Genomic DNA, 20,876 nt, shown 5'->3' with positions numbered 1-20,876 from the left:
GCACCGCCGCCGATACTGTTCGCGCATGGGCAAATGGTTCGTGCTGATCCTGCTGAGCGTCTCGCAGTTCATCATGGTGCTCGACAGCACGGTCATGAACGTCTCGATCTCGACCGTCGCGCACGACCTCGGCACCGACATCTCAGGCATGCAGGCAGCCATCACGTTCTACGCGCTGACGATGGCGGCGTTCATGCTCACGGGCGGCAAGCTCGGCGACCGCTGGGGCCGCAGCATGGCCTTCCGCATCGGCTCGGTCGTCTACGGCATCGGCTCGCTGACCACCGCGCTCGCGCCGAACCTGACGGTCCTCATGCTCGGCTGGTCGCTCGTCGAAGGCCTCGGCGCGGTGCTCGTCATCCCCGCGATCGCCGCCCTCGCGGCGATCAACTACACGGGTCGCGAGCGCGTCGTCGCGTTCGCCGTGCTCGGCGCGGTCACCGGCGGCGCCGCGGCGGCCGGCCCGCTCATCGGCGGTCTCGTCACGACGTACTCGTCGTGGCGCTACGTCTTCGTCGCCGAGGCGGTCGTCATGACCCTGGTGCTCATCGTGTCGGGGCGCATCAAGGACGTGCCCGGCGACCGCACGCTCCGCATCGACCTGCTGAGCGTCGTGCTCTCGGCCCTGGGCCTGGGCCTGCTCGTCTACGGCATCCTGCAGTCCAAGACGTGGGGCTGGTTCCAGCCGCTCGACCCGCCCGTGATCAACGGCCAGCCGTTCGCCCCGCTCGGCATCTCGCCCGTCGCGTACCTGATCCTGTTGTCGCTCGTCGTGCTGTGGCTCTTCGTGAAGCGGCAGCAGCGGCTCGAGCGGACCGGCCGCGTGCCGCTGCTGAAGGTGAGCCTGCTGCGGATCACGGCGCTGCGCAGCGGCCTGACGATGTTCATGGCGCAGTACTTCGCGATCGCCGCGCTGTTCTTCGTGGTGCCGGTGTATCTGCAGACGATCCTCGGCTACGACGCCCTGCAGACGGGCCTGAAGATCCTGCCGCTGTCGCTCGGGCTCATCCTGTTCTCGATCCTCGGGTCGCGGCTGTCGACGGTGCGCTCGGCCCAGAACATCGGCCGCATCGGACAGCTCACGCTGGGTCTCGGCGTGCTCGTGGTGTTCCTCGCGGTGCAGCCCGAGCTCGCCGACTTCGCATTCGCCGCCGGCATGTTCGTGGTCGGCGCCGGCTTCGGCCTGCTCGCCTCGCAGCTCGGCAACGTCAACATGTCGGCGGTCTCGCAGTCCGACACCTCGGAGGTCGGTGGCCTCCAGGGCACGTTCCAGAACCTCGGCTCGTCGTTCGGCACGGCGATCGTCGGCTCGGTGTTCATCCTGCTGCTCACGTCGGGCTTCACCGCGGCGGTGGAGCAGAGCACGACGATCCCGTCCGACATCCAGCAGCAGGTCGTCGCCACCGCCTCGAAGGGGGCGCCGATCATCTCGCAGCAGCAGGCCGAGGACCTGTTGACGGATGCCGGCGCCGACCCCGAATCCGCCACCGAGATCGCCCAGATCTACGCCGACACGCAGGTCGAGTCGCTGCGGCAGTCGCTGTTCTTCGTGTTCGCCCTCACCGTACTCGGGCTCATGCTGTCGAGCGGCCTGCCCTCGAAGCTCCCCGACCCTCCGGTCAGCGGGGCGGCACCTGGCACCACGAGATCGACGAGCCGTTGAGGGCGACGACGGGGTCGCCGTCGGCCACCTCGAGGATGCGCGTCTCGGGGCGCTTCGGCAGCGGGTGCTGGTAGGTGTCGTAGGAGTTCGTCACGGCGTCGGGCGCCACGAGCACCGCGAGGTAGCGGGCGCTGGGCGACACGCACACCTGGATGACGGCATCCGTGTCGGCGATCTCGGTGAGCATGGTCGTCGCACCGCCGGCGCCCACGTGGGCGACCGAGGTGCGCCCTGTCGGCACGCCGTCGGCGTCGAGCACCGCCGCCGTGCGGATCGTCGAGCCGTCAGGGAGGGGGGTGACCGACGTCGTGCCGCCGAGGTCGATGTCGGGCGCGACGAGGTCCGCCTCACTGGCGTCGGTGAGGTCGATCACGGTCGCCCGGTCGACCCGGTCGACGACCGCCTCGCTCGAGCCGCGCGCGATGCCCTCGATCGTCATGGCGTCCCCGAGCGCGGTCGGCGCGCCGCTCGCGCTCTCCGATCCGGTGAGCAGCAGCGATCCATCGAACGAGAGCAGCAGGATGCTGTCGGTGTCGGGAACGAACCGCCACTCCGCGACGCGGGGGTCGGCACCTTCGACCTCGATCGCCGCCGGATCGGCGCCGGGGTCGCTGAGCGACGCGGTGTAGAGCCGGCTCTCGCGACCGGAGTCGGCGGTGAGCTCGGCGTCCGAGAACGTGTAGCCGATGCGCTCACCGCGATCGGCGATCTGCAGGTTCGACACGAACCCGTCGCCGGGAAGCGGCAGTTCGTGCGCGTTCTCGCCGTCGAGGTCGGTGACGATGAGCCCGGCCTGGTCGTCGTCGGTGCGCACCGAGACGACGAGGTGCTGGGCCGTCGCGCGGAAGTCCTCGATGTGCGCGTGCCGGAACACGGGCACCGCGTTCTGCCCGGTGAGGTCGGTGCGGTAGATGAGGTCGCCCGAGTTCGTGCCGCGCTGCATGAGGAACACCTCTGCCGCGGGGGTCGTGAAGGTCTGCGTGATCGTCGCGGTCGGTCCGCCGCCGAGCGAGGCGACATCGTCGATCGTCACGGTGTACTCGGTGTCGTCCCACAGCGGCAGCGTGAACCGCACGCCGACGCTGCGTCCCGAGGTGTCGACGACGAACGGCGTCTCGGGGGTGATCGTCACCTGCGACGGGTCGACCTCGGCGAGCGACTGCGTCGTGGTCACGATGAGACGCGCGCCGGATGCTGCGGCCGCCGCCTCCGGATCCACGGAGGCCTCTGTCACCCGCGGCCCCTGCGCGACACTCGCGGCGGCTCCGGCGAGCCCGAGCACGGCGAGGACGCCCACGACGATCGCGAAGGCTCCGACGAACGCGCGGCCCCGACGACGCCGGGACCGCGAACGACGTGACGACCCGTCAGTACTCATACGGGTCCTCGGGCTCGCCGATCTCCTCGACCGCGGCCGCGTCGACCACGAGCTGCCCGTCCGACGAGGAGCGCACGGTGCCGGTGATCGTGACCCACTGCCCGGTGTCGGGCGCGCTCGCGCCCGACACGACGGGCAGGCTCGCGGGCTGCGCGTCGATGACGCAGTGCGTGATGACCAGACGCGTGAGATCGAACGCGCCGTCCTCGCCCGGTGTCACGAAGCCCGTGAGCTCGACGGTCTCGCCATCGAACGCGTCGGGGTTGGTGGCCGTCGCGAACACGGTCGCCCACTCGCCGACGCCGAACGAGGCGGTGTCGCCGGTCGAGGCGAGCTGGATCGTGTCGGCCCCGCCGAACAGCGGCGTGGCCCCGACATCGCGCGACATCGCGAGCTCGGCGCTGAGGGAGGCCGGCGGCAGCACGAGCGTGAGCACGACGACCCCGGATGCCGCCACCCCGCCGGCGACGGTGGCCGCGACGGCGAGCGGGTGCGAGGTGTGGTGAGCGTGGTCCTGCTCCGGCTCTTCGCCGTGGTCGTGGCCGTGGTCGGCTTCGGCGCCGAGCGGGAGGGCGAACGAGGCCACCGCGCCGATCAGCACGAACACCGACATCGACACCGCGAACCATGTCGAGTCGGGGTTGATGTACAGGCCCAGCCGCCCGGTCACCGCGAGCGAGATCGTGAAGACGGCGAGGGCCGCGGCCAGCCCGACCCCGAGCCACCGTGTGCCGACGAAGCCTGTCCTACGCAAGGAGGTTCACCGCCGTCCCGATCGCGAAGGCCGACAGCACGACCACCACGACGATGCCGCCGAGCGTGCGCCACGTGAACGTCGTGCGCATCAGCGCGAGCATCTTGACGTCGACGAGCGGCCCGACCAGCAGGAACGCGACGATCGAGCCGGGAGTGAACGTCGAGGCGAACGACAGCGCGAAGAACGCGTCGACGTTGGAGCAGATCGACACCACCATCGCCAGAGCCATCATCGCGACGATCGACAGCGCGGGATTCGCGCCGATCGCGAGCAGCGCCTCGCGCGGGATGAGCACCTGCACCGCGCCCGCGAGCGCCGAGCCGATGACGAGCGCCGGCATCACCGCGCGGAGTTCGATCACGAACTGCGCGAGCGTGCGCCGCCACTTGCCGCCCGGCTCGTGCACGACGAGCTCGCACGTGTCGCGGAAGCGGTCGGTCAGCAGCGCGTCGGGAGACGGATGCCGCGAATACAGCCACCCGATGAGGTTCGCGATCGCGTATCCGCCGAGGAGGCGGGCGACGAGGATGCCGTCGCTGAAGCCGAACGCCTGGTGGGTCGTGATGATGACGATCGGGTTCACGATCGGCGCGGCGATGAGGAACGTCAGCGTCTCCGGCACCGAGAATCCGCGCATGAGGAGGCCGCGCGCGAACGGCACGTTGCCGCACTCGCACACCGGAACGATCATGCCGAGGAGCGACAGCACCGCGCGCCTCGCCCACCCTCGCCGCGGCATCCATCGCTCGATGGCCCCCGGGGGCACCCACACCTGCACGACGATCGACAGCACCACGCCGAGCGCCACGAACGGCAGCGACTCGATGAGCACGCTGATCGCGAGCGTCAGGCCGTCCTGGGCGCGGGTCGGGAGGGACGCCGGGAACAGCGTCGGGGCGAGCCAGTCGATGAGGAAGAGGCCGGCGACGACGGCGACGCCCACACCGAGCCAGAGCAGGGTGCGAGCCTGGGCGGACGGCTGCGGCGCAGCATCCGATGCAGATCCGTGGCGGTGCTCGGCAGAGCGCGCCCGCGTGCCGGGGTCAGTTCGCGTCACGCTGGGCATCCCGGGCGGCGGCGCAGTTCGCGCAGAGCCCGAAGATGTCGACGACGTGTTCTGCGTCGCGGAATCCGTGGCGCTCGGCGGTGCGCTTGGCCCACTGCTCGACGTCCGTCGCCTCGATCTCGACGGTCAGTCCGCAGGAGCGGCAGATCAGATGGTGGTGGTGGCCGGTGCTGGAACAGGCGCGGTAGAGCGCCTCGCCCTCGGGGCTCTGCAGCGAATCGGCCTCGCCCTGGGCGGCGAGCCCCGCGAGTGCGCGGTACACCGTCGCCAGCCCGATGCCGGTGTTCTCGTCGCGGAGGGTGGCGTGCAGCGACTGCGCGCTGACGAATCCGCGGGCGTCCGACAGCGCTTCGCGCACGCGTTCGCGCTGCCACGTGTTGCGCTGGGCCATGGTGGGGAGTCTACCGAGGGGTCCTGTGCGTCGCCCGGGCGCCGGTCATCCCGAGCTCCGTCTGCTCACCTGTCGCAAAGTGTCGCCGCGGGCAGCATTTCGTGACAGGTGAGCAGGTTCGGGCGCCGGTCACCGGGCGGACTCCGGAACGGCGACGCGGGTGACGCGGTCGCGGCGGGCGCCGACGACGCGGCACACGACGTAGATCAGGAACGAGATCGTCGTGATGTACGGGCTCACGGGGAGGGTGCCCATGATCGCGAGCAGGATGCCGCCCACCGCCGACACGAAGCCGAACAGGGCCGACAGCAGCGGCACCGAGAGCGGCCCCGACACGATGCGCATCGCGGCGGCGGCCGGGGTGACGAGGAGGGCCATCACCAGCAGCGCCCCGATGATGTGCACGGCGACCGCGACGATCAGCCCGAGCAGCAGCATGAACGCGAGCGAGACCGCGGTGGTGGGCACACCGCGCGCGGCGGCGGACTGCGGGTCGAGCGAGTCGAACCGCAGCGGGCGCCAGATGAGCAGCAGGCCGAGCAGCACGACGGCCCCGATGCCGATCAGCCAGCCGAGCTGCCCCGTCTGCACCGACACGATCTGGCCGGTGAGCAGGCTGAACCGGTTGGCGCTGCGGCCGTCGTAGAGCGAGAGGAACAGGATGCCGAGACCCAGCCCGAACGGCATCAGCACGCCGATGATCGAGTTGCGGTCGCGCGCCTTCGCGCCGAGCACGCCGATGATCGCGGCCGCGATGAGCGAGCCGACGATGGATCCGGTGACGACGTCCCACCCGATGAGGAGCGCCGCCGCCGCACCGGCGAACGACAGCTCGCTGATGCCGTGCACCGCGAACGCCATGTCGCGCTGCATGACGAAGACGCCGACGAGTCCGCCCACGAGCCCGAGGACCGCGCCCGCCCACACCGAATTCGACACGAGCGCGAGGATCTCGCCGTAGTAGGGCAGCCCGCCGAACATCGCGTCGGCGATGTCGTTCCAGTTCATGCGTCGGCCCCGTGGTCGTGATGGTGATGGGATGCCTCGGCGTCGGGCGCGCCGACCACCACGAGCCGGTCGCCGGCACGCAGCACGAAGACGTGCGCGCCGTACAGTGCCGTCAAGACGTCCGAGCGGAGCACCTCCTGCGGCGTGCCGAGGGTGAACCGCCCGTTCGCGATGTACAGGATGCGGTCGACCTTGCCCAGGAGCGGGTTGATGTCGTGCGTGACGAGCAGGACCGCGGCATCCTTCTCCCGGCGATGCCCATCGATGAGCCGGATCACCGCCTGCTGGTTCGCGAGGTCGAGGCTCGTGAGCGGCTCGTCGCAGAGGAGCAGGCGCGGGTCGTCGGCGAGTGCCTGCCCGGCGCGCAGTCGCTGCTGCTCGCCGCCCGAGAGGAGGCCGACGGGGCGGTCGGCGAACTCGCGGGCGCCGACCGCGTCGATGAGGGCATCGACGCGGGCGCGATCGCCGCGGCGCGGGATCGGGAAGCCGAAGCGGTGGCCGTCGACCCCGAGCGTCACGAGGTCGCGGCCCCGCAGCGACGCGTCGCGCGGCAGCGGCCGGGCCTGCGGGATGTACCCGATGCTCCGGCTGCCTTTGTGGGCGACGGGCTCGCCCTGGACGGTGATCTCGCCGCGCGAGAGCGGTTCGAGGCCGAGGATCGCACGCAGCAGGGTCGTCTTTCCCGACCCGCTGGGCCCGAGCACCGCGACGAGCTCGCCGGCGTGCACGTCGAGGTCGAGACCGGCCCACAGCTCGCGGTCGCCGCGCTGGAGCGCCGCGTCGCGGATGCTGAGCACGACGGGACGCTCCGAGCTGCGGGATGCCGGCGTCACGCCTGGAGCGCCCCGTTCAGCGCCTCGATGTTCGCCTGCATCCACGAGATGTAAGTCTGCCCCTCCGGCAGCGTTTCCGAGAACGCGATCACCGGGATCCCGAGCCCGTCGGCCTCGTCGACGATCTCCTGCGTCTCGGCGCCGCCGGTCTGCGTGTTCGTGATGACGATGCGCACCTCGCCGCCCCGCACGAGCGCCAGGGATTCGAGCAGGGTCGCGGGCGCGACATCCTGCCCCTCCTCCACCGCCTCGGTGAACTTCGCGGGCGTCGCGTTCTCGAGTCCGGCAGCCTCGACGAGGTACACCGGAACCGGCTCGGTGACGAAGACCTTCTCGCCGGCGTGCGCCGCGCCGATCTCTTCGAGCGACGCTTCGAGTCCGTCGACTTCGCCCGAGAAGGCCTCGGCGTTGGCCGTGAAGGTCTCGGCGTCGTCGGGGCTGAGCTCCGCGAGCTCGTGGGCGATGGCCTCGGCGACGTGCGCGATCGTGTGCGGGTCGTACCAGACGTGCTCGTTGAAGCCCTCGACGTGCTCGTGGTCGCCGTGGTCGTGCGCGTGATCCTCGGCGTCGTCGCTGTTCTCCTCGTCGTGGCCGGCGTTCTCGGGCCAGTCGTGCGAGTACTCGACCGCCGTGACGACCGGCGCCTCGGTGCCGCTGGACTCGATGAGCGCGTCGATGAACGCGTCGTAGCCGCCGCCGTTCTCGATGACGAGGTCGGCCTTGGAGATGACGAGCTGGTCGCGCGCGCTCGGCTCGAACGAGTGCGGGTCCTGCGACTCGTTGGTCACGATCGACGTGACGTCGACGAGGTCGCCGCCGATCTCCTCCGCGATCTGCCCGTACACGTTGGTCGACGCGACGACGGCGATCCGCCCGTCGGCCGTGTCGTCGCCGGCGGCCGTTCCCGCGCAACCGGCGAGAACGAGGGCGGATGCTGCCGCCAGGCCGAGCACGGGCAGGGAACGTCGCACGAAGGTCATGCTTCGACCCTAACGCTAATGAGAATCGTTCTCAAATCCACCGCCGCCCCCCGCGGCGACCCCGCCTCAACCCCGCCCCCCATTGTTCGTTCGCCACAGATGTACGCGTCCTCGGCCGATTCGCGTACATCTGTGACGAACGAACGGATGCACGGGCGAGGAAGCACCGGGGGCAGCGGGGACACCGGGGCACCGGGAAGCGAGGCACCGGGGACCGAGGCACCGGGGACCGAGGCACCGAGGCACCGGGAAGCGACGAAAGCGCCGCCCGGCACACGGCCGCGGCGGCGCTTCGTCCCGCGGTTCAGCGGGGAGCGAGTGTGTCAGTCGAGGAGGAGCGCGGGCTCCTCGAGGATCGACGCGACGTCGGCGATGAAGCGCGACATGCCGTCGCCGTCGACCACGCGGTGGTCGAACGAGCCGGCGACGGTCGTGACCCAGCGGGGACGCACCTCGCCGTCGACGACCCAGGGCTTCTGGCGGATGGTGCCGAGAGCAACGATTCCGGCCTCGCCGGGGTTGATGATCGGGGTGCCCGCATCCATGCCGAAGACGCCGATGTTCGTGATGGTGATCGTGCCGCCGTGCTGGTCGGCCGGGGTCGTCTTGCCCTCGCGCGCCGTGAGCGTGAGCTTCTCCAGCGCGCGGGCGAGCTCGCGCATCGACAGGTCCTGCGCGTCCTTGATGTTGGGCACGAGCAGGCCGCGCGGGGTCGCGGCGGCGATGCCGAGGTTCACGTAGCGGCGCACACGGATCTCGGCGCCGTTCTCGGCATCCACCCACGCTGCGTTCACCATCGGCGTGCGCCGGGCCGCCCAGATGACGGCGCGCGCCATGATGAGCAGCGGCGAGACCTTGATGTCGGCGAAGTCGGGTGACGTCTTCAGGCGCTTGACGAGCTCCATCGTGCGGCTGGCGTCGACGTCCGTCCACACCGATACGTGCGGGGCGGAGTACGCCGACTGCACCATCGCCGACGACGTGGCCTTGCGCACGCCTCGCACCGCGATGGTCTCCTCGCGGCCGGCCGCGTCGGGCGCGGGCGTCGACGGTGCGACGGATGCGGGACCCGGCGCGGGCGCCGGCGCCGAAACAGGGATGGTCTCCTCGCGCACGTCGCCCCACTCGGGCGTCTCGATGTTGCGGAAGACGCTGGCCTGCGACGCGTGTCGCACGACGTCCTCGCGGGTCACCTCGCCGGCGGGGCCGCTGGGCGCGACCGCCGAGAGCTCCACGCCGAGGTCGCGCGCGAGCTTGCGGATCGGGGGCTTCGCGATGACGCCGACGGATGCTGCGACCCGCTCCTCGGCCGGAACCGCGGGCTTGCGCCGCCGCGACTGGACGTGTCCGCCCGTGCCGTAGCCGACGAGCACCGCACCCTCGCCGGCGGCCTCGGCGGGCTCGCCGTGCTCGGACTGCCCGACGGTGGCGGGGGGCGCAGCATCCGTCGCCGAAGCGATCGTGATGATCGCGGCGCCGACGTTCACGGTCGTGCCCTCGGCCGCGAGCAGTTCGCCCACGGTGCCGGCGAACGGCGAGGGCAGCTCGACGAGCGACTTCGCGGTCTCGATCTCGACGAGGACGTCGTTGACGGCGACGCTGTCGCCGGGGCCGACGCGCCACTGGACGATCTCGGCCTCGGTGAGGCCTTCACCGACATCGGGGAGGACGAACGTCTGGGTGCTCATGCGGAGCTCCTTTCGATCCCGCCCTTTTCGCGAGAGTACAGCTGGTCGCCCAGAGTTGGGGAAGCAACCCGCATCTCGGCCACCAGGTGTTCTCTCGCGGTCAAAGGGTGGAGGTCAGTAGGCGAGGGACCGGTCGACGGCCTCGAGGATGCGGTCGGCGTCGGGAAGATACGACCCCTCGAGCTTGGCCGGGGGGAAGGGGGTGTCGAAGCCCGACACGCGCAGCACGGGGGCCTCGAGCGCGTAGAAGGCGCGCTCCATGACGGTCGCGGCGACCTCGGAGCCGAGCGAGGTGAAGCCCGGGGCCTCCTGCGCGTAGACCATGCGGCCGGTGCGCCGGACCGAGTCGAGGATGGGCCCGTAGTCGACCGGCGAGAGCGAGCGGAGGTCGATGACCTCGATGCTCGTGCCCTCGGCCTCGGCGAGCACGGCGGCCTGCAGCATCGTCGTCACCATCGCGCCGTGGCCGACGAGGGTGATGTCGGTGCCGCGACGGACCACGCGGGACGCGTGCAGCGGCAGGGCGCGCGCCGACGTGTCGACCTCGCCCTTCTGCCAGTACTTGCTCTTCGGCTCGAGGAAGATCACCGGGTCGGGTGAGGAGATGGCGTCCTGGATCATCCAGTAGCCGTCGTTCGGCGTGGACGGGCTCACGACCCGGAGGCCGGCCGTGTGCGTGAAGTACGCCTCGGGGCTCTCCTGGTGGTGCTCGACGGCGCCGATGTGCCCGCCGTACGGGATGCGGATGACGACGGGCATCTGCAGCGCGCCCTCGTGGCGGTTCGTGAGCTTGGCGAGCTGCGTCGTGATCTGGTCGAACGCCGGGAAGACGAACCCGTCGAACTGGATCTCGACGACGGGGCGGAAGCCCGCCATCGCGAGCCCGATCGCGGTTCCCACCAGTCCCGACTCCGCGAGCGGGGTGTCGAGCACGCGCTGCTCGCCGAACTCGGCCTGCAGGCCCTCGGTCACGCGGAAGACGCCGCCGAGCTTGCCGATGTCCTCGCCCATGAGGAGGACGCGGTCGCTGCCGGCGAGCGCCGCACGGAGTCCGGCATTGATCGCCCGGCTGAACGGCATGGTCTGCACGACGGGGGCCGTCGTCTCGGTGGCCGCGGATGCGGTGGTCGAGGTGCTCACGATGCGCCTCCTTCGAAGGATGCCTCGTAGTCGGCGAGCCACTGCCGCTGCTCGTCGATCAGCGGGTGCTGCTCGGAGTACACGTGCGCGAACATGTCGTCGCGCTCGAGGCCGCCCAGAGCGTTGGTGCGGGTGCGGACGTCGTCGGCGAGCGCCTGAGACTCGGCCTCGACGTCGGCGAAGAACGCCTCCGAGGCGCCGCGCCCGATGAGGAACGCCTTCATCCGCGCGATCGGGTCGCGGCGGCGCCACGACTCCTCCTCGTCGGAGGTGCGGTACTTGGTGGGGTCGTCGCTCGTGGTGTGCGCGCCGAGGCGGTAGGTCATGGCCTCGATCGCCTGCGGTCCGCCGCCGGCGCGCGCCTCGTCGAGTGCGGTGCGCGTCACGGCCCAGCTCGCGAGCACGTCGTTGCCGTCGATCAGCGTGCTGGGCATGCCGTAGCCCTCGCCGCGCTTGTACAGCGGCGAGCGCGACTGCGTCGCGACGGGCACCGAGATCGCCCACTGGTTGTTCTGCAGGAAGAACACCTCGGGCGTGCGGTAGCTGTTCGCGAAGACCATCGCCTCGTGCACGTCGCCCTGGCTGGAGGCGCCGTCGCCGTAGTAGACGATGACGGCCTCGTCGCGGTCGAGGTCGCCGGTGCCGCAGCGGCCGTCGAAGACGAGACCCATCCCGAAGCCCGTGGCGTGCAGCGTCTGCGAGCCGAGCACGAGCGTGTAGATGTGCGTGTTGCCGTTCTTCGGGTCGGTCGGGTCCCACCCGCCGTGCGTCAGCCCGCGCATCACGCGGATGATGTCGATCGGGTCGACGCCGCGGATCTTGGTGACCACGTGCTCGCGGTACGACGGGAAGAGGTGGTCCTGTGCGCGCGCGGCGCGGGCCGAGCCCACCTGCGCGGCCTCCTGCCCGTAGCTCGGCGGCCAGAGGGCCAGCTGCCCCTGCCGCTGGAGGTTCGTCGCCTGCACGTCGAACGCGCGGATGACGGCCATATCGCGGTAGAACGTCTCGAGGTCGGCATCGCCGAGACTCTCGACGGCCTCCCGATACGGTTCGGCGGCAGGGCTCGGCGCGAACGTTCCGTCCGCCTCCAGAAACCGCACCAGGGCGTGATCGTCGACCGGGATCATGAATTCACGCTATCTCTCCGTGCATGCGCGATTCTGCATGCGTTCGACAATGGTCCCCACGCCCCCGCCAGACGCCGCTGGCGCGTCGCCCGGAGCCTCCGGGCGCGTGGGCCCAGCCGACAACCACCGCACGCGATCGACAACCGCACCGGCAGTCATCCCTCGCGGCGGGCGGCGACCGTCGCCGCGATCCGCAGCACCTGCTCGACGGATTCCTCCTCGCCGACCGAGATCCGGATGCCGTCGCCGGCGAACGGCCGCACGATCAGTCCGGCCTCCTCGAAGGTCGCCGCGAACGCCATCGTGTCGTCGCCGGTGGGCAGCCACACGAAGTTGCCCTGCGCGACGGGGACGTCCCACCCGGCCTCGCGGAGACCCGCCGCCAGCCGGTCGCGACGATGGGCGATCACGCGGACGCGCTCGAGCAGTTCGTCTTCGGCGTCGAGGCTCGCGAGCGCGGCCTCCTCGCCGTGGGCGGTCACCGACAGCGGGATGGCGGTGCTGCGGGCGGCGTCCAGCACGCGAGGATGGCCGATCGCGTACCCGACGCGGAGCGCGGCGAGACCGTAGGCCTTCGAGAAGGTGCGCAGGACGACGACGTTGGGGCGACCCGACCCGCCGAGCACCCGCAGCCCGTCGACCGACTCGGGGTCGGTGACGAACTCGGCGTAGGCCTCGTCGAGGATGACGAGTACGTCGGACGGCACCTTCTCGACGAAGGCGTCGAACTCGGCCTGCGTGACGATCGGGCCGGTGGGGTTGTTGGGGCTGCACACGATGATCGCGCGCGTGCGGTCGGTGATCGCCGCCGCCATGGCGTCGAGGTCGTGGCGGGCGCCGCCCGCGAGCGGCACCTGCACGGCGGTGGCGCCGGCGACCACGGCGAGCCAGGGGTAGGCCTCGAACGAGCGCCACGCGTAGATGACCTCGTCGCCGGGGCCCGACGTCGCCAGCACGAGCTGGGCGAGGATCGAGACGCTGCCGGCACCGATGTGGACGGAGTCGGCGCCGACGCCGAACCGCTCGGCCAGCCGCTCGCGCAGGCGTGCGGCCGTCGCATCCGGGTATCTGTTCAGCGCCGACGCGTTCCGCACCCGCTCGAGCACCCCGGGCAGCGGGTCGAACGGGTTCTCGTTGCTCGACAGCTTGAACGCGTCCGCGCCGGCCTGCCGGCCCTGCTTGTACGGCGGCAGGGCGGCGACCTCGGGGCGCACGCGGACGGGGATCTCGGGAGCGTCGGTCACGCCCCGAGTCTACGAGCGGGGGATCGGATGCGCCTCCTGTCCCCAGCCGTCGCTGGGCACGGTGTGGCTCCTACCGGTGGCGGGCGCGGGCGTGGAAGACTGGGCGGACTATGGGCTTCCTCATCCGCGTGGTCATCAACGCCTTCGCGATCTGGGTCGTCACCCTGATCCCGGCGCTCCAGGTCTCGGTCATCCCGTTCCCGCCGGGCGAGACGCTCCAGCTGATCCTGACCCTGCTGATCGTCGCCGCGATCTTCGCGCTCGTGAACACGATCATCGGCACCGTCATCAAGGTGCTGGCGTTCCCGCTCTACATCCTGACGCTCGGCCTCATCGGCCTCCTCATCAACGCGTTCCTGCTGTGGCTCACCGCGTGGTTCACGAGCTTCTGGAACTGGGGCCTGCGGGTCGAGGACTTCTGGTGGGGCGTCGTCGCGGCGATCATCATCACCCTCATCAACTGGGTCGTCGGCATCATCATCCGCCCGCGCAAGGACTGACTCACCCCGCACCGCGAGTCGCCGCGTACTCGGTCACCTCGACCGATTCGGCGCGCGCGAGCTCGGCGAAGACGCCGCGCAGCGCGTCGACCCGCGGGTCGGGCGAGGAATCCACCAGTGCCGCGGTCTCGGCGTAGGCGGTGAGCCGGTGCGCGGGGAGCCGGGGCTCGTCTGTGCCGACGTCGGGATCGAAGACCCGCTCCGCGACGAAGCTCCCGGGCGCGCCGACTGCTTCGGCGTGTCCACCGCCGGCCAGCCCTGCGACCGGGTCGTCGGTGTGCCGCAGCGTCACGCTGAGGGTTCCCGATCCGACGTCGGTGTCGACGGGCGACCCGATCGAGACCAGCGTCTGCGTGTCGTAGCCGCCCTCCAGCGCCAGGTGGCCGGCGATCATCGCCCCCTGCGAGAACCCGAAGAGGTGCACGGCGTCGCCCGGCTGCACGCCCGCCTGGGCGAGCGCCGCCTGGGTGGCCGTGTACGAGTCCGACCTCCGCCCCGCGTACAGCTCGACGTTGGAGGCGTTGTCCCAGGGTTCGTCGCCTCCGACGTCGAACGACTGCATGCCGGCGAGGTACACGGCGTACTGCCGCGACCCGTCGGGCATCGTGTACCGCTCGACGCGCACTCGCGAGTCACCGGCCCCCGGCATCCGCTCCGTCACGGCAGCCAGGCTCCGCGGCGCCACCGAGGCAGGCGACCGCGACGGCGGGGACGCGGCGATGCCGGCCGAGGTCGCGCCCGCCGGCGGGCCGGCTGCGACCGGGGTCACCGTGACCGGCCCCGCCGTGCCCGAGAGCCGCGCGTCGCGGGACAGTAGGCCGGCACCCGAGAGCCCCACGCCCGCTGCCCCGCCCAGCGTGAGCAGCCCCGCCGCACCGCCGACCACGACCGACCCCGGGTCGCTGACCTCGCCGCCCGCTGCGACGCCCCACTGCGTCGCCTGGCGGACGAGCTCCGACGGCCACATGACGGCGCGCTCGAACTGCGCTCCGAGGGCCATGCGCCACGCATCGGGGTGCGCGTCGGCCAGGGCGGTCATGCGGGCGTCGAGGCGCTGCGCACGGTCGGTGTCGCCCGCGAGCACGGCGGCGCGATGCGCCGCCTCGATCTCCACCATCTCGTACGCCCATCCGGCCTGCCTCAGTGCCGCGGCGATCTCGTCGGCCTCGACCTGCACCGCATCGAGCTTCGCAGCGAGGACGGATGCTGCGGCCCGCGCATCCGCCGTGTACTCGGGGTGCGCCCCCAGCTCGGCGCGGAGCACGCGCAGTCGCCGGCCGATCGCTGTGAGCTCCTCCCGGGAGGTGTCGAAGCGGACCGCCGCCGCAGAGAGCGTCGCGGTGTCGACGGCGACGGCGCCCCCGCCGCGGATCTGCAGGCCGTCGTCGACGCGCGGCCAGTGCTCGGCGAGGAGGCCGATGGCGCCCTCGTTCGGGCCGAGGCGCCCCACCTCCGGCGCCAGCTCCGGATCGACGAGGTTCGGGCCGGGCTTCGTGTCGCTGCTCATCGCCCCGCCCCCGGAAAGAGGCCGGGGAAGAAGCCCGCGAACGCGGCGCGGTCCTGCGCCCGGGAGACGTCGTAGCGGGCCGTCTCGGCCAGGCACGCGAGGCCGGACACGTCGCCCGCCCACGTCGTCGCCCGGTCGTGGAACGCGGTTGCGGCCTTCGCCTGCCAGTCGACGGCGTCGGCGAGCCCACGGGCGACGATCGCGGCATCCGTGATCCGGTCGATGATCCGCGCGAGCTCGCGCGCGACCTGGGCCAGCTGGTGGGAGGCCGCGTCGGCGGCCGGTTCAAGCAGTGTCACCCGTCGATCGTCGCGGGGAGCGACCTTCCCGCGGCCGCCCGCGTGACGATCTGTTCACGGCGCGGCGCCCCACCCCGGATGTGGAGGAGGGGCGCCGCTCCTCTCGGAACGACGCCCCTCCGGGCGGAGCGATCGAGGGCTACTTGCCCACGACCACCTCGACCGTGTCGGCCCTGGTGTTGCCCGCAGCATCCGTCGCCGTCCAGGTGAAGCGGTAGACGGCGTCCTTCGCGGCCTTGACGGTGAACGTGTCGTCGTCGACCTGGGTCCACGACGCCTTCGCGCCCGAGACGCTCACGTCGGTGAGCTCGACGGTCACGTCGCCGCGATCATCGGCCGCGTCGATCGTGAACTGCACGGTGCGCATCTTGTTGTTCGGCGGCCAGATCAGCTCCGGGTCCGCCGTCACCTCGATGGTCGGATCCGTCGTGTCGGGCGGCGTCAGGTCGAGCCCGACGATCACCGGGTCGTGGTCGCTCGAACGGTAGGCGTCCGGCGCGTACAGCGCGTCCTGGGCCGGGAGCTTGAACGACATGTCGTAGTCGATCAGGCTCGGCTCGTCGGAGTTGATGTGCCACGACGAGACCCCCGACACGTCCGCGGTCAGCGCGGGCTGCGCGAGCGCGTAGTCGAGGTAGCCCAGCTGGCCGTCGAAGACGTACGAGTACGCGTGCTCGCCGTTGAACTGCTTCTCCAGGTCGGTGAAGCCGCCCGCGACGAACGCGTCGATCGAGTCCTCGTGGTCGTACGAGTTCAGGTCGCCGATGACGATCGCGCGACCGTCGGGAGCCACCGTCTCGTTGAGCCACTTCGTGAGCGCCGTGGCGGCCGCCGTGCGCGACGCGCTGCAGTTGCCCTGGCCGTCACCGAGGTCGGGGCTCTCGGAGCACGCCGAGCCCTTCGACTTCAGGTGGTTGACCGACACCACGAACTCCTCGCCCGTCTCGGTCGACGCGAACCGCTGCGTGACCGCGGGGCGGTGCCGCGCGTCCGACCAGGTCGGGTCGACGGCGCTCGTCATCAGCTGGTACGCCCCGACCGGGGTCACCGTCGACGGCTTGTAGATGACCGCCGTGGTGATGGCGTCCGTGCCGATCACGCCGGTGGTCACCGGCACGTAGGTGCCCGCACCCACCTTCGCGTTCAGCGCGTCGGCCAGCGCCTGGACGGCGGTGCCGTTGTTCTCGATCTCGAGGAGGCCGAACACGTCGGCGTCGATCGCGGCGAGCGCAGCGACGATCTTGTCCTGCTGGCGCTGGAACTCCTCGGCCGTGTCCGCACCTCGGTAGTAGTCGTCGTCGTTCGAGTTGGTCGGCGTCGGATCGATCGAGGTGAAGTAGTTCAGCACGTTGAAGCTCGAGATCTTCAGGTCGCCGCCCACGTCGGGTACGCCGGTCCGCGCGTTGGCGACGGTGAAGTCGGCACCCTCGGTCGGCTGAACGCCCCACGTGTCGAAGCGGTAGTCCAGGACGCCGGTGGCGTTCTGGACGAGGTCGCCGCTGCGGAACGAGTGGTCGAGCGTGAAGACCGCGCCATCCGGGTGGATGGCCGGGTCGGGGTTCTGGCTGCCGCGGCCGTCGTCCAGCGTGATGCTGTTCTCGAGGTTGGCGGCGGCGAGCGCGTTGGCCGCAGCCCCCGGCTCGACGACCGCGGTCGGCGTGTCGAGGCGGCCGTTGGTGAGGGTGATCGTGCCGAAGCGGCCGTACTCGAACGTCTCGCCGATCGCGAGGTTCTGCGGAAGCGTCACGTACATGCCCTCGAGCGCCTCACGCTGCGCGTTCGTCGCCGGGAGGGTGAGCGGCGTCGCCGTCGGCAGCGCCTGGTCGGTCGCGCACACCTCGACGTCGGCGGCGACGACCTGCGTGAGGCCGAAGAACTCCGCGACCTCGCCCGCGACGCTGACGCTGTCGCCCACGTCCACCGGCGCGCCGCCTGGCGCGTAGACGAAGATGCCGTCCGAGGTCGCGGCGTTGCCGTCACCCGCGTCCTGCACGTAGTACCCGTCGAATCCGCCGGTCTGGAAGTCGCCGACGACGACGCCCTCGATCAGCACGTCCTGTCCCTGGATCGGGGACGCCGCGCCGGAGCCCTGGACGGAGCCGATCGTCACGGGGGTCGCTGCGCAGTCTGCCACGGGCCCGGGATCGGGGTCGGGCGGAGTCAGGTGCCAGCCGAGGCCGTCGAACGTGTCGTTGGCGAAGCCGGTCCATTCGACGGCGGGATCGAACGGGTCCGAGCCGTTCGTGTCGCCCTGCACGATGTTCGCGTTGCGGCGCAGCGTGTTGTCCATCGTCGACGCGAGCCCGGTGCCCCACTGGGAACCGGGGTCGACACCGATCTGACCGATGACGTCGACGATCTCGGTGCCCTTGACCAGGGCGACGGCGTCATTGCCGTTGAAGAGCCCGAGGTTCGCCGACTGGTCGGCCTGAGCCAGGATGGCCGCGTTGGCGAGCGCGTGGGAGAACACGAAGACATCCCCGCCGGCGACGGTGCCGGTGAGGTTGATCGTCAGGCTGACGGTGGCGCTGCCGTTGGAGTACTGCTGCACCTTGTATCCGGCGGCGGCGAGGTCGACCGCCGTCGTGCCGGGGTTGTAGACCTCGATGGCCTTGTTGTTCGACGAGCCTTCGACGTACTCGCTGATGAACAGATCACCGGATGCTGCGGCCGCGGGCGCGGCGAATGCCACGACGCCTCCGGCTGCGAGCGCCGCGGCTGCGATCGCAGCGGCGATAGGACGGGGTGCTGGGGACACGAGACCTCCACAGGATGACGGCGGTCTGTGGACCGCGCGTGGGAAAGGACAGCCTGGTCGCCGCCCATTCGTCACAAGCTAGGGGAGCAGCATCCGTCATCGAAAGACCCTGAGAGGAGAACTCCTTAACGTTCGGTGTCCGCTCGGTCCAGAATGGAACCCATGACCGCGACCGACGCGACGCCCTTCCGCGTCGTGTTCGTGTGCACGGGGAACATCTGCCGCTCGCCGATGGCGGAGGTGGTGTTCCGGGGATTCGCGGATGCCTCCGGCCTCGGTTCGCGCGTCGCCTCGACGAGCGCCGGCACCGGCGACTGGCACGTCGGCGAGCAGGCCGACCTCCGCACGATCGAGGCGCTGGAGCGCGCCGGCTACGACGGTTCGCACCACCGCGCGCGGCAGTTCACGCACTCGGACTTCGCGCGGAGCGACCTTGTGGTGGCACTCGATCGCAGCCACGAGCGGATCCTGCGCGGCTGGGCCCGCACCGAGGGCGACGCCGACAAGATCGCCCTGCTGCTGGCATTCGACCCCTCGGCCCACACCCTCGACGTCCCCGACCCGTACTACGCGGGCCCCGGAATGTTCGACGAGGTGCTCGGTATGATCGAGAGCGCGAGCCGGGCGCTCTTCCGGCAACTCGAACCCGCCATCCGCCCGGTGTGAAGACACCGGATCGACGGTCGTCTTCGGCGATACCGACGGGAGCCCCCATGACTTCTCTGCCTCCTCAGCCGCTCAGTCCCCTCGACGGGCGCTACCGCCCCGCCGTGAGCGAACTCGGCGAGTACCTCTCGGAGGCGGGCCTGAACCGCGCCCGCGTCGAGGTCGAGGTGGAGTGGCTCATCGCCCTCACGGATCGCTCGCTGTTCGGCACGTCGCCGCTCGCCGACGCCGACAAGGAGCGCCTGCGGGCGCTCTACCTCGAGTTCGGGCAGGCCGAGATCGACTGGCTCGCCGAGAAGGAGTCGGTGACCCGGCACGACGTCAAGGCCGTCGAGTACCTGGTGCGCGACCGCCTCTCGACGCTCGGTCTCGACGCCATCGCCGAGCTCACGCACTTCGCGTGCACCAGCGAGGACATCAACTCCACGTCGTACGCCCTCACCGTGCAGCGCGCCGTGCAGCGCGTGTGGCTGCCGAAGCTGCGCGCCGTCATCGCCGCGCTCAGCGAGCTCGCCGTGGACCACCGCGACGCCGCGATGCTCTCGCGCACGCACGGCCAGCCGGCGACGCCCTCGACCATGGGCAAGGAGCTCGGCGTGTTCGCGTGGCGCCTCGCCCGCGTCGCCGACCAGATCGAGGGCGGCGAGTACCTCGCGAAGTTCTCGGGCGCCACCGGCACGTGGTCGGCGCACCTGTCGGCCGCGCCGGACGTGGACTGGCCCGAAGTCTCCCGCGCATTCATCGAGGGTCTGGGCCTCGACTTCAACATCCTCACGACCCAGATCGAGTCGCACGACTGGCAGGTCGAGCTGTACGACCGCGCCCGTCACGTCGGCGGCATCCTGCACAACCTCGCGACCGACATCTGGACCTACATCTCGATCGGCTACTTCACGCAGATCCCGGTGGCCGGCGCCACCGGCTCGTCGACGATGCCGCACAAGATCAACCCGATCCGGTTCGAGAACGCCGAGGCGAACCTCGAGATCTCGGGCGGCCTGCTCGCGACGCTCTCGCAGACGCTCGTCACGAGCCGCCTGCAGCGCGACCTCACCGACTCGACGACGCAGCGCAACATCGGCGTCGCGTTCGGGCACTCGCTGCTCGCGCTGGACAACCTGCAGCGCGGCCTGAAGGAGATCTCGCTCGCCGAGGACGTGCTGCTGGCCGACCTCGACCAGAACTGGGAAGTGCTCGCCGAGGCCATCCAGACGGTGGTGCGCGCCGAGATCGCCGCCGGGCGCTCGCGGATCAGCGACCCGTACGCGCTCCTCAAGGACCTCACCCGCGGCCGCCGCGTGGGCGCCCCCGAGCTCGCGGAGTTCGTGCGCGGACTCGACATCGGCGACGAGGCCAAGGAGCGCCTGCTCGCCCTCACGCCCGCGACCTACGACGGCCTCGCCTCGCAGCTGGTCGACGAGCTCGGCTGACCGGGTTCCGGCGCTCCCGGAATGCGAAAGGGGAGATCTCCGCACGCGGAGATCTCCCCTTTCGCGATTCTCGGCGCGGGGTGCCGCGGGTTCAGGCCTTCGGGTCGCCGGATGCTGCGGCATCCGGCTTCTCACCCTGCTCCGGCTCGTCGGACTTCTCGTCGAAGAGCACCGGCTTGTCGATCTGCTTCGTCACCTGGGCGGGATCGACCGCCAGGAGGAGCAGCGACACGATCAGCAGCACCGCGATGAAGCTGATGCCGGCGATGACGAGCGCCGTGACGACAGCGCGCTCCGCCTCGCCGGCGGCGCGCTGCTGGAAGAAGCCCATCGACACGAGCGTCACGATTCCCGCGAACAGGGCGGCCGCGAACGCCAGCCCGAGCAGCTGCAGGGGCTTCATGAGGTCGCGGCGGGTGGGGCTTTCGTGGCTCACGCGGA

General features: G+C 71.0%; 19 protein-coding genes. 4 read left to right on the top strand and 15 right to left on the bottom strand.

Annotated elements, in window-relative coordinates; translation table 11 throughout:
- Nucleotides 1-25 precede the first annotated feature (25 nt).
- On the top strand, nucleotides 26-1,663 hold the full coding sequence (locus tag ACFC1K_RS02670) for an MFS transporter (protein WP_375870321.1): 1,638 nt from the start codon (nucleotides 26-28) through the stop codon (nucleotides 1,661-1,663).
- Here the strand turns inward: ACFC1K_RS02670 and ACFC1K_RS02665 are convergent.
- From ACFC1K_RS02665 to ACFC1K_RS02615, 11 genes are all read right to left on the bottom strand, one after another.
- Nucleotides 1,620-3,041, bottom strand: a complete 1,422-nt coding sequence (locus tag ACFC1K_RS02665) for a hypothetical protein (RefSeq protein WP_375870320.1) — start codon at nucleotides 3,039-3,041, stop codon at nucleotides 1,620-1,622. The genes ACFC1K_RS02670 and ACFC1K_RS02665 overlap by 44 nt on opposite strands.
- Entirely contained in the window at nucleotides 3,031-3,795 is a 765-nt protein-coding gene (locus tag ACFC1K_RS02660) for a TIGR03943 family putative permease subunit (protein WP_375870319.1), read from the bottom strand. Before ACFC1K_RS02660 ends, ACFC1K_RS02665 begins: the two co-directional genes overlap by 11 nt.
- Nucleotides 3,788-4,855 carry a permease gene (locus tag ACFC1K_RS02655; protein WP_375870318.1) on the bottom strand — a complete coding sequence of 356 codons (1,068 nt, stop codon included), beginning with the start codon at nucleotides 4,853-4,855 and terminating at the stop codon, nucleotides 3,788-3,790. Before ACFC1K_RS02655 ends, ACFC1K_RS02660 begins: the two co-directional genes overlap by 8 nt.
- Nucleotides 4,842-5,255, bottom strand: a complete 414-nt coding sequence (locus ACFC1K_RS02650; RefSeq protein WP_310286721.1) for a transcriptional repressor — start codon at nucleotides 5,253-5,255, stop codon at nucleotides 4,842-4,844. The genes ACFC1K_RS02655 and ACFC1K_RS02650 overlap by 14 nt, the downstream gene beginning before the upstream one ends.
- Before the next feature lie 129 nt (nucleotides 5,256-5,384).
- Nucleotides 5,385-6,263 (bottom strand): metal ABC transporter permease, encoded by an 879-nt coding sequence (locus ACFC1K_RS02645; protein WP_375870317.1) that lies wholly within the window; start codon nucleotides 6,261-6,263, stop codon nucleotides 5,385-5,387.
- The gene (locus tag ACFC1K_RS02640; RefSeq protein ID WP_375870316.1) at nucleotides 6,260-7,060 is read right to left on the bottom strand and encodes a metal ABC transporter ATP-binding protein; all 801 of its coding nucleotides are present in this window, start codon (nucleotides 7,058-7,060) and stop codon (nucleotides 6,260-6,262) included. The genes ACFC1K_RS02645 and ACFC1K_RS02640 overlap by 4 nt, the downstream gene beginning before the upstream one ends.
- Nucleotides 7,061-7,092: 32 nt before the next feature.
- On the bottom strand, nucleotides 7,093-8,076 hold the full coding sequence (locus tag ACFC1K_RS02635) for a metal ABC transporter solute-binding protein, Zn/Mn family (RefSeq protein WP_375870315.1): 984 nt from the start codon (nucleotides 8,074-8,076) through the stop codon (nucleotides 7,093-7,095).
- 323 nt (nucleotides 8,077-8,399) lie between these two features.
- Nucleotides 8,400-9,764, bottom strand: a complete 1,365-nt coding sequence (locus ACFC1K_RS02630; protein ID WP_310286732.1) for a dihydrolipoamide acetyltransferase family protein — start codon at nucleotides 9,762-9,764, stop codon at nucleotides 8,400-8,402.
- Between the two features lie 114 nt (nucleotides 9,765-9,878).
- Nucleotides 9,879-10,844: an alpha-ketoacid dehydrogenase subunit beta gene (locus tag ACFC1K_RS02625; protein ID WP_310287836.1), complete on the bottom strand. Its 966-nt coding sequence runs from the start codon at nucleotides 10,842-10,844 to the stop codon at nucleotides 9,879-9,881.
- 56 nt (nucleotides 10,845-10,900) lie between these two features.
- The gene (locus tag ACFC1K_RS02620; RefSeq protein ID WP_375870314.1) at nucleotides 10,901-12,031 is read right to left on the bottom strand and encodes a thiamine pyrophosphate-dependent dehydrogenase E1 component subunit alpha; all 1,131 of its coding nucleotides are present in this window, start codon (nucleotides 12,029-12,031) and stop codon (nucleotides 10,901-10,903) included.
- A gap of 155 nt (nucleotides 12,032-12,186) precedes the next feature.
- Complete coding sequence (locus ACFC1K_RS02615) at nucleotides 12,187-13,275, bottom strand: histidinol-phosphate transaminase (RefSeq protein ID WP_375870313.1); 1,089 nt, start codon at nucleotides 13,273-13,275, stop codon at nucleotides 12,187-12,189.
- Nucleotides 13,276-13,385: 110 nt separating this feature from the next.
- Between ACFC1K_RS02615 and ACFC1K_RS02610 the strand changes: the two genes are divergently transcribed.
- Nucleotides 13,386-13,775 carry a phage holin family protein gene (locus ACFC1K_RS02610; protein WP_045301844.1) on the top strand — a complete coding sequence of 130 codons (390 nt, stop codon included), beginning with the start codon at nucleotides 13,386-13,388 and terminating at the stop codon, nucleotides 13,773-13,775.
- A gap of 1 nt (nucleotide 13,776) precedes the next feature.
- Here the strand turns inward: ACFC1K_RS02610 and ACFC1K_RS02605 are convergent, their stop codons facing one another.
- The 3 genes from ACFC1K_RS02605 to ACFC1K_RS02595 form a co-directional block, all read right to left on the bottom strand.
- Entirely contained in the window at nucleotides 13,777-15,282 is a 1,506-nt protein-coding gene (locus ACFC1K_RS02605) for a hypothetical protein (protein ID WP_375870312.1), read from the bottom strand.
- Nucleotides 15,279-15,581, bottom strand: a complete 303-nt coding sequence (locus tag ACFC1K_RS02600) for a hypothetical protein (protein ID WP_375870311.1) — start codon at nucleotides 15,579-15,581, stop codon at nucleotides 15,279-15,281. The genes ACFC1K_RS02605 and ACFC1K_RS02600 overlap by 4 nt, the downstream gene beginning before the upstream one ends.
- 139 nt (nucleotides 15,582-15,720) lie before the next feature.
- Complete coding sequence (locus ACFC1K_RS02595; RefSeq protein ID WP_375870310.1) at nucleotides 15,721-18,339, bottom strand: ExeM/NucH family extracellular endonuclease; 2,619 nt, start codon at nucleotides 18,337-18,339, stop codon at nucleotides 15,721-15,723.
- A gap of 162 nt (nucleotides 18,340-18,501) precedes the next feature.
- Between ACFC1K_RS02595 and ACFC1K_RS02590 the strand changes: the two genes are divergently transcribed.
- A complete protein-coding gene (locus ACFC1K_RS02590) occupies nucleotides 18,502-19,005 on the top strand; it encodes a low molecular weight protein-tyrosine-phosphatase (RefSeq protein ID WP_375870309.1) in 504 nt (167 codons plus the stop codon).
- 47 nt (nucleotides 19,006-19,052) lie between these two features.
- Complete coding sequence (purB, locus tag ACFC1K_RS02585) at nucleotides 19,053-20,435, top strand: adenylosuccinate lyase (RefSeq protein WP_375870308.1); 1,383 nt, start codon at nucleotides 19,053-19,055, stop codon at nucleotides 20,433-20,435.
- A gap of 91 nt (nucleotides 20,436-20,526) precedes the next feature.
- Here the strand turns inward: purB and ACFC1K_RS02580 are convergent, their stop codons facing one another.
- Nucleotides 20,527-20,871 (bottom strand): amino acid transporter, encoded by a 345-nt coding sequence (locus ACFC1K_RS02580; RefSeq protein WP_375870307.1) that lies wholly within the window; start codon nucleotides 20,869-20,871, stop codon nucleotides 20,527-20,529.
- Nucleotides 20,872-20,876: the final 5 nt, after the last annotated feature.

Origin of the sequence: Microbacterium sp. NPDC056057, from assembly GCF_042266945.1 — a bacterium.
Taxonomy (GTDB): domain Bacteria; phylum Actinomycetota; class Actinomycetes; order Actinomycetales; family Microbacteriaceae; genus Microbacterium; species Microbacterium trichothecenolyticum_C.
This window is presented reverse-complemented; position numbering and strand designations above follow the sequence as displayed.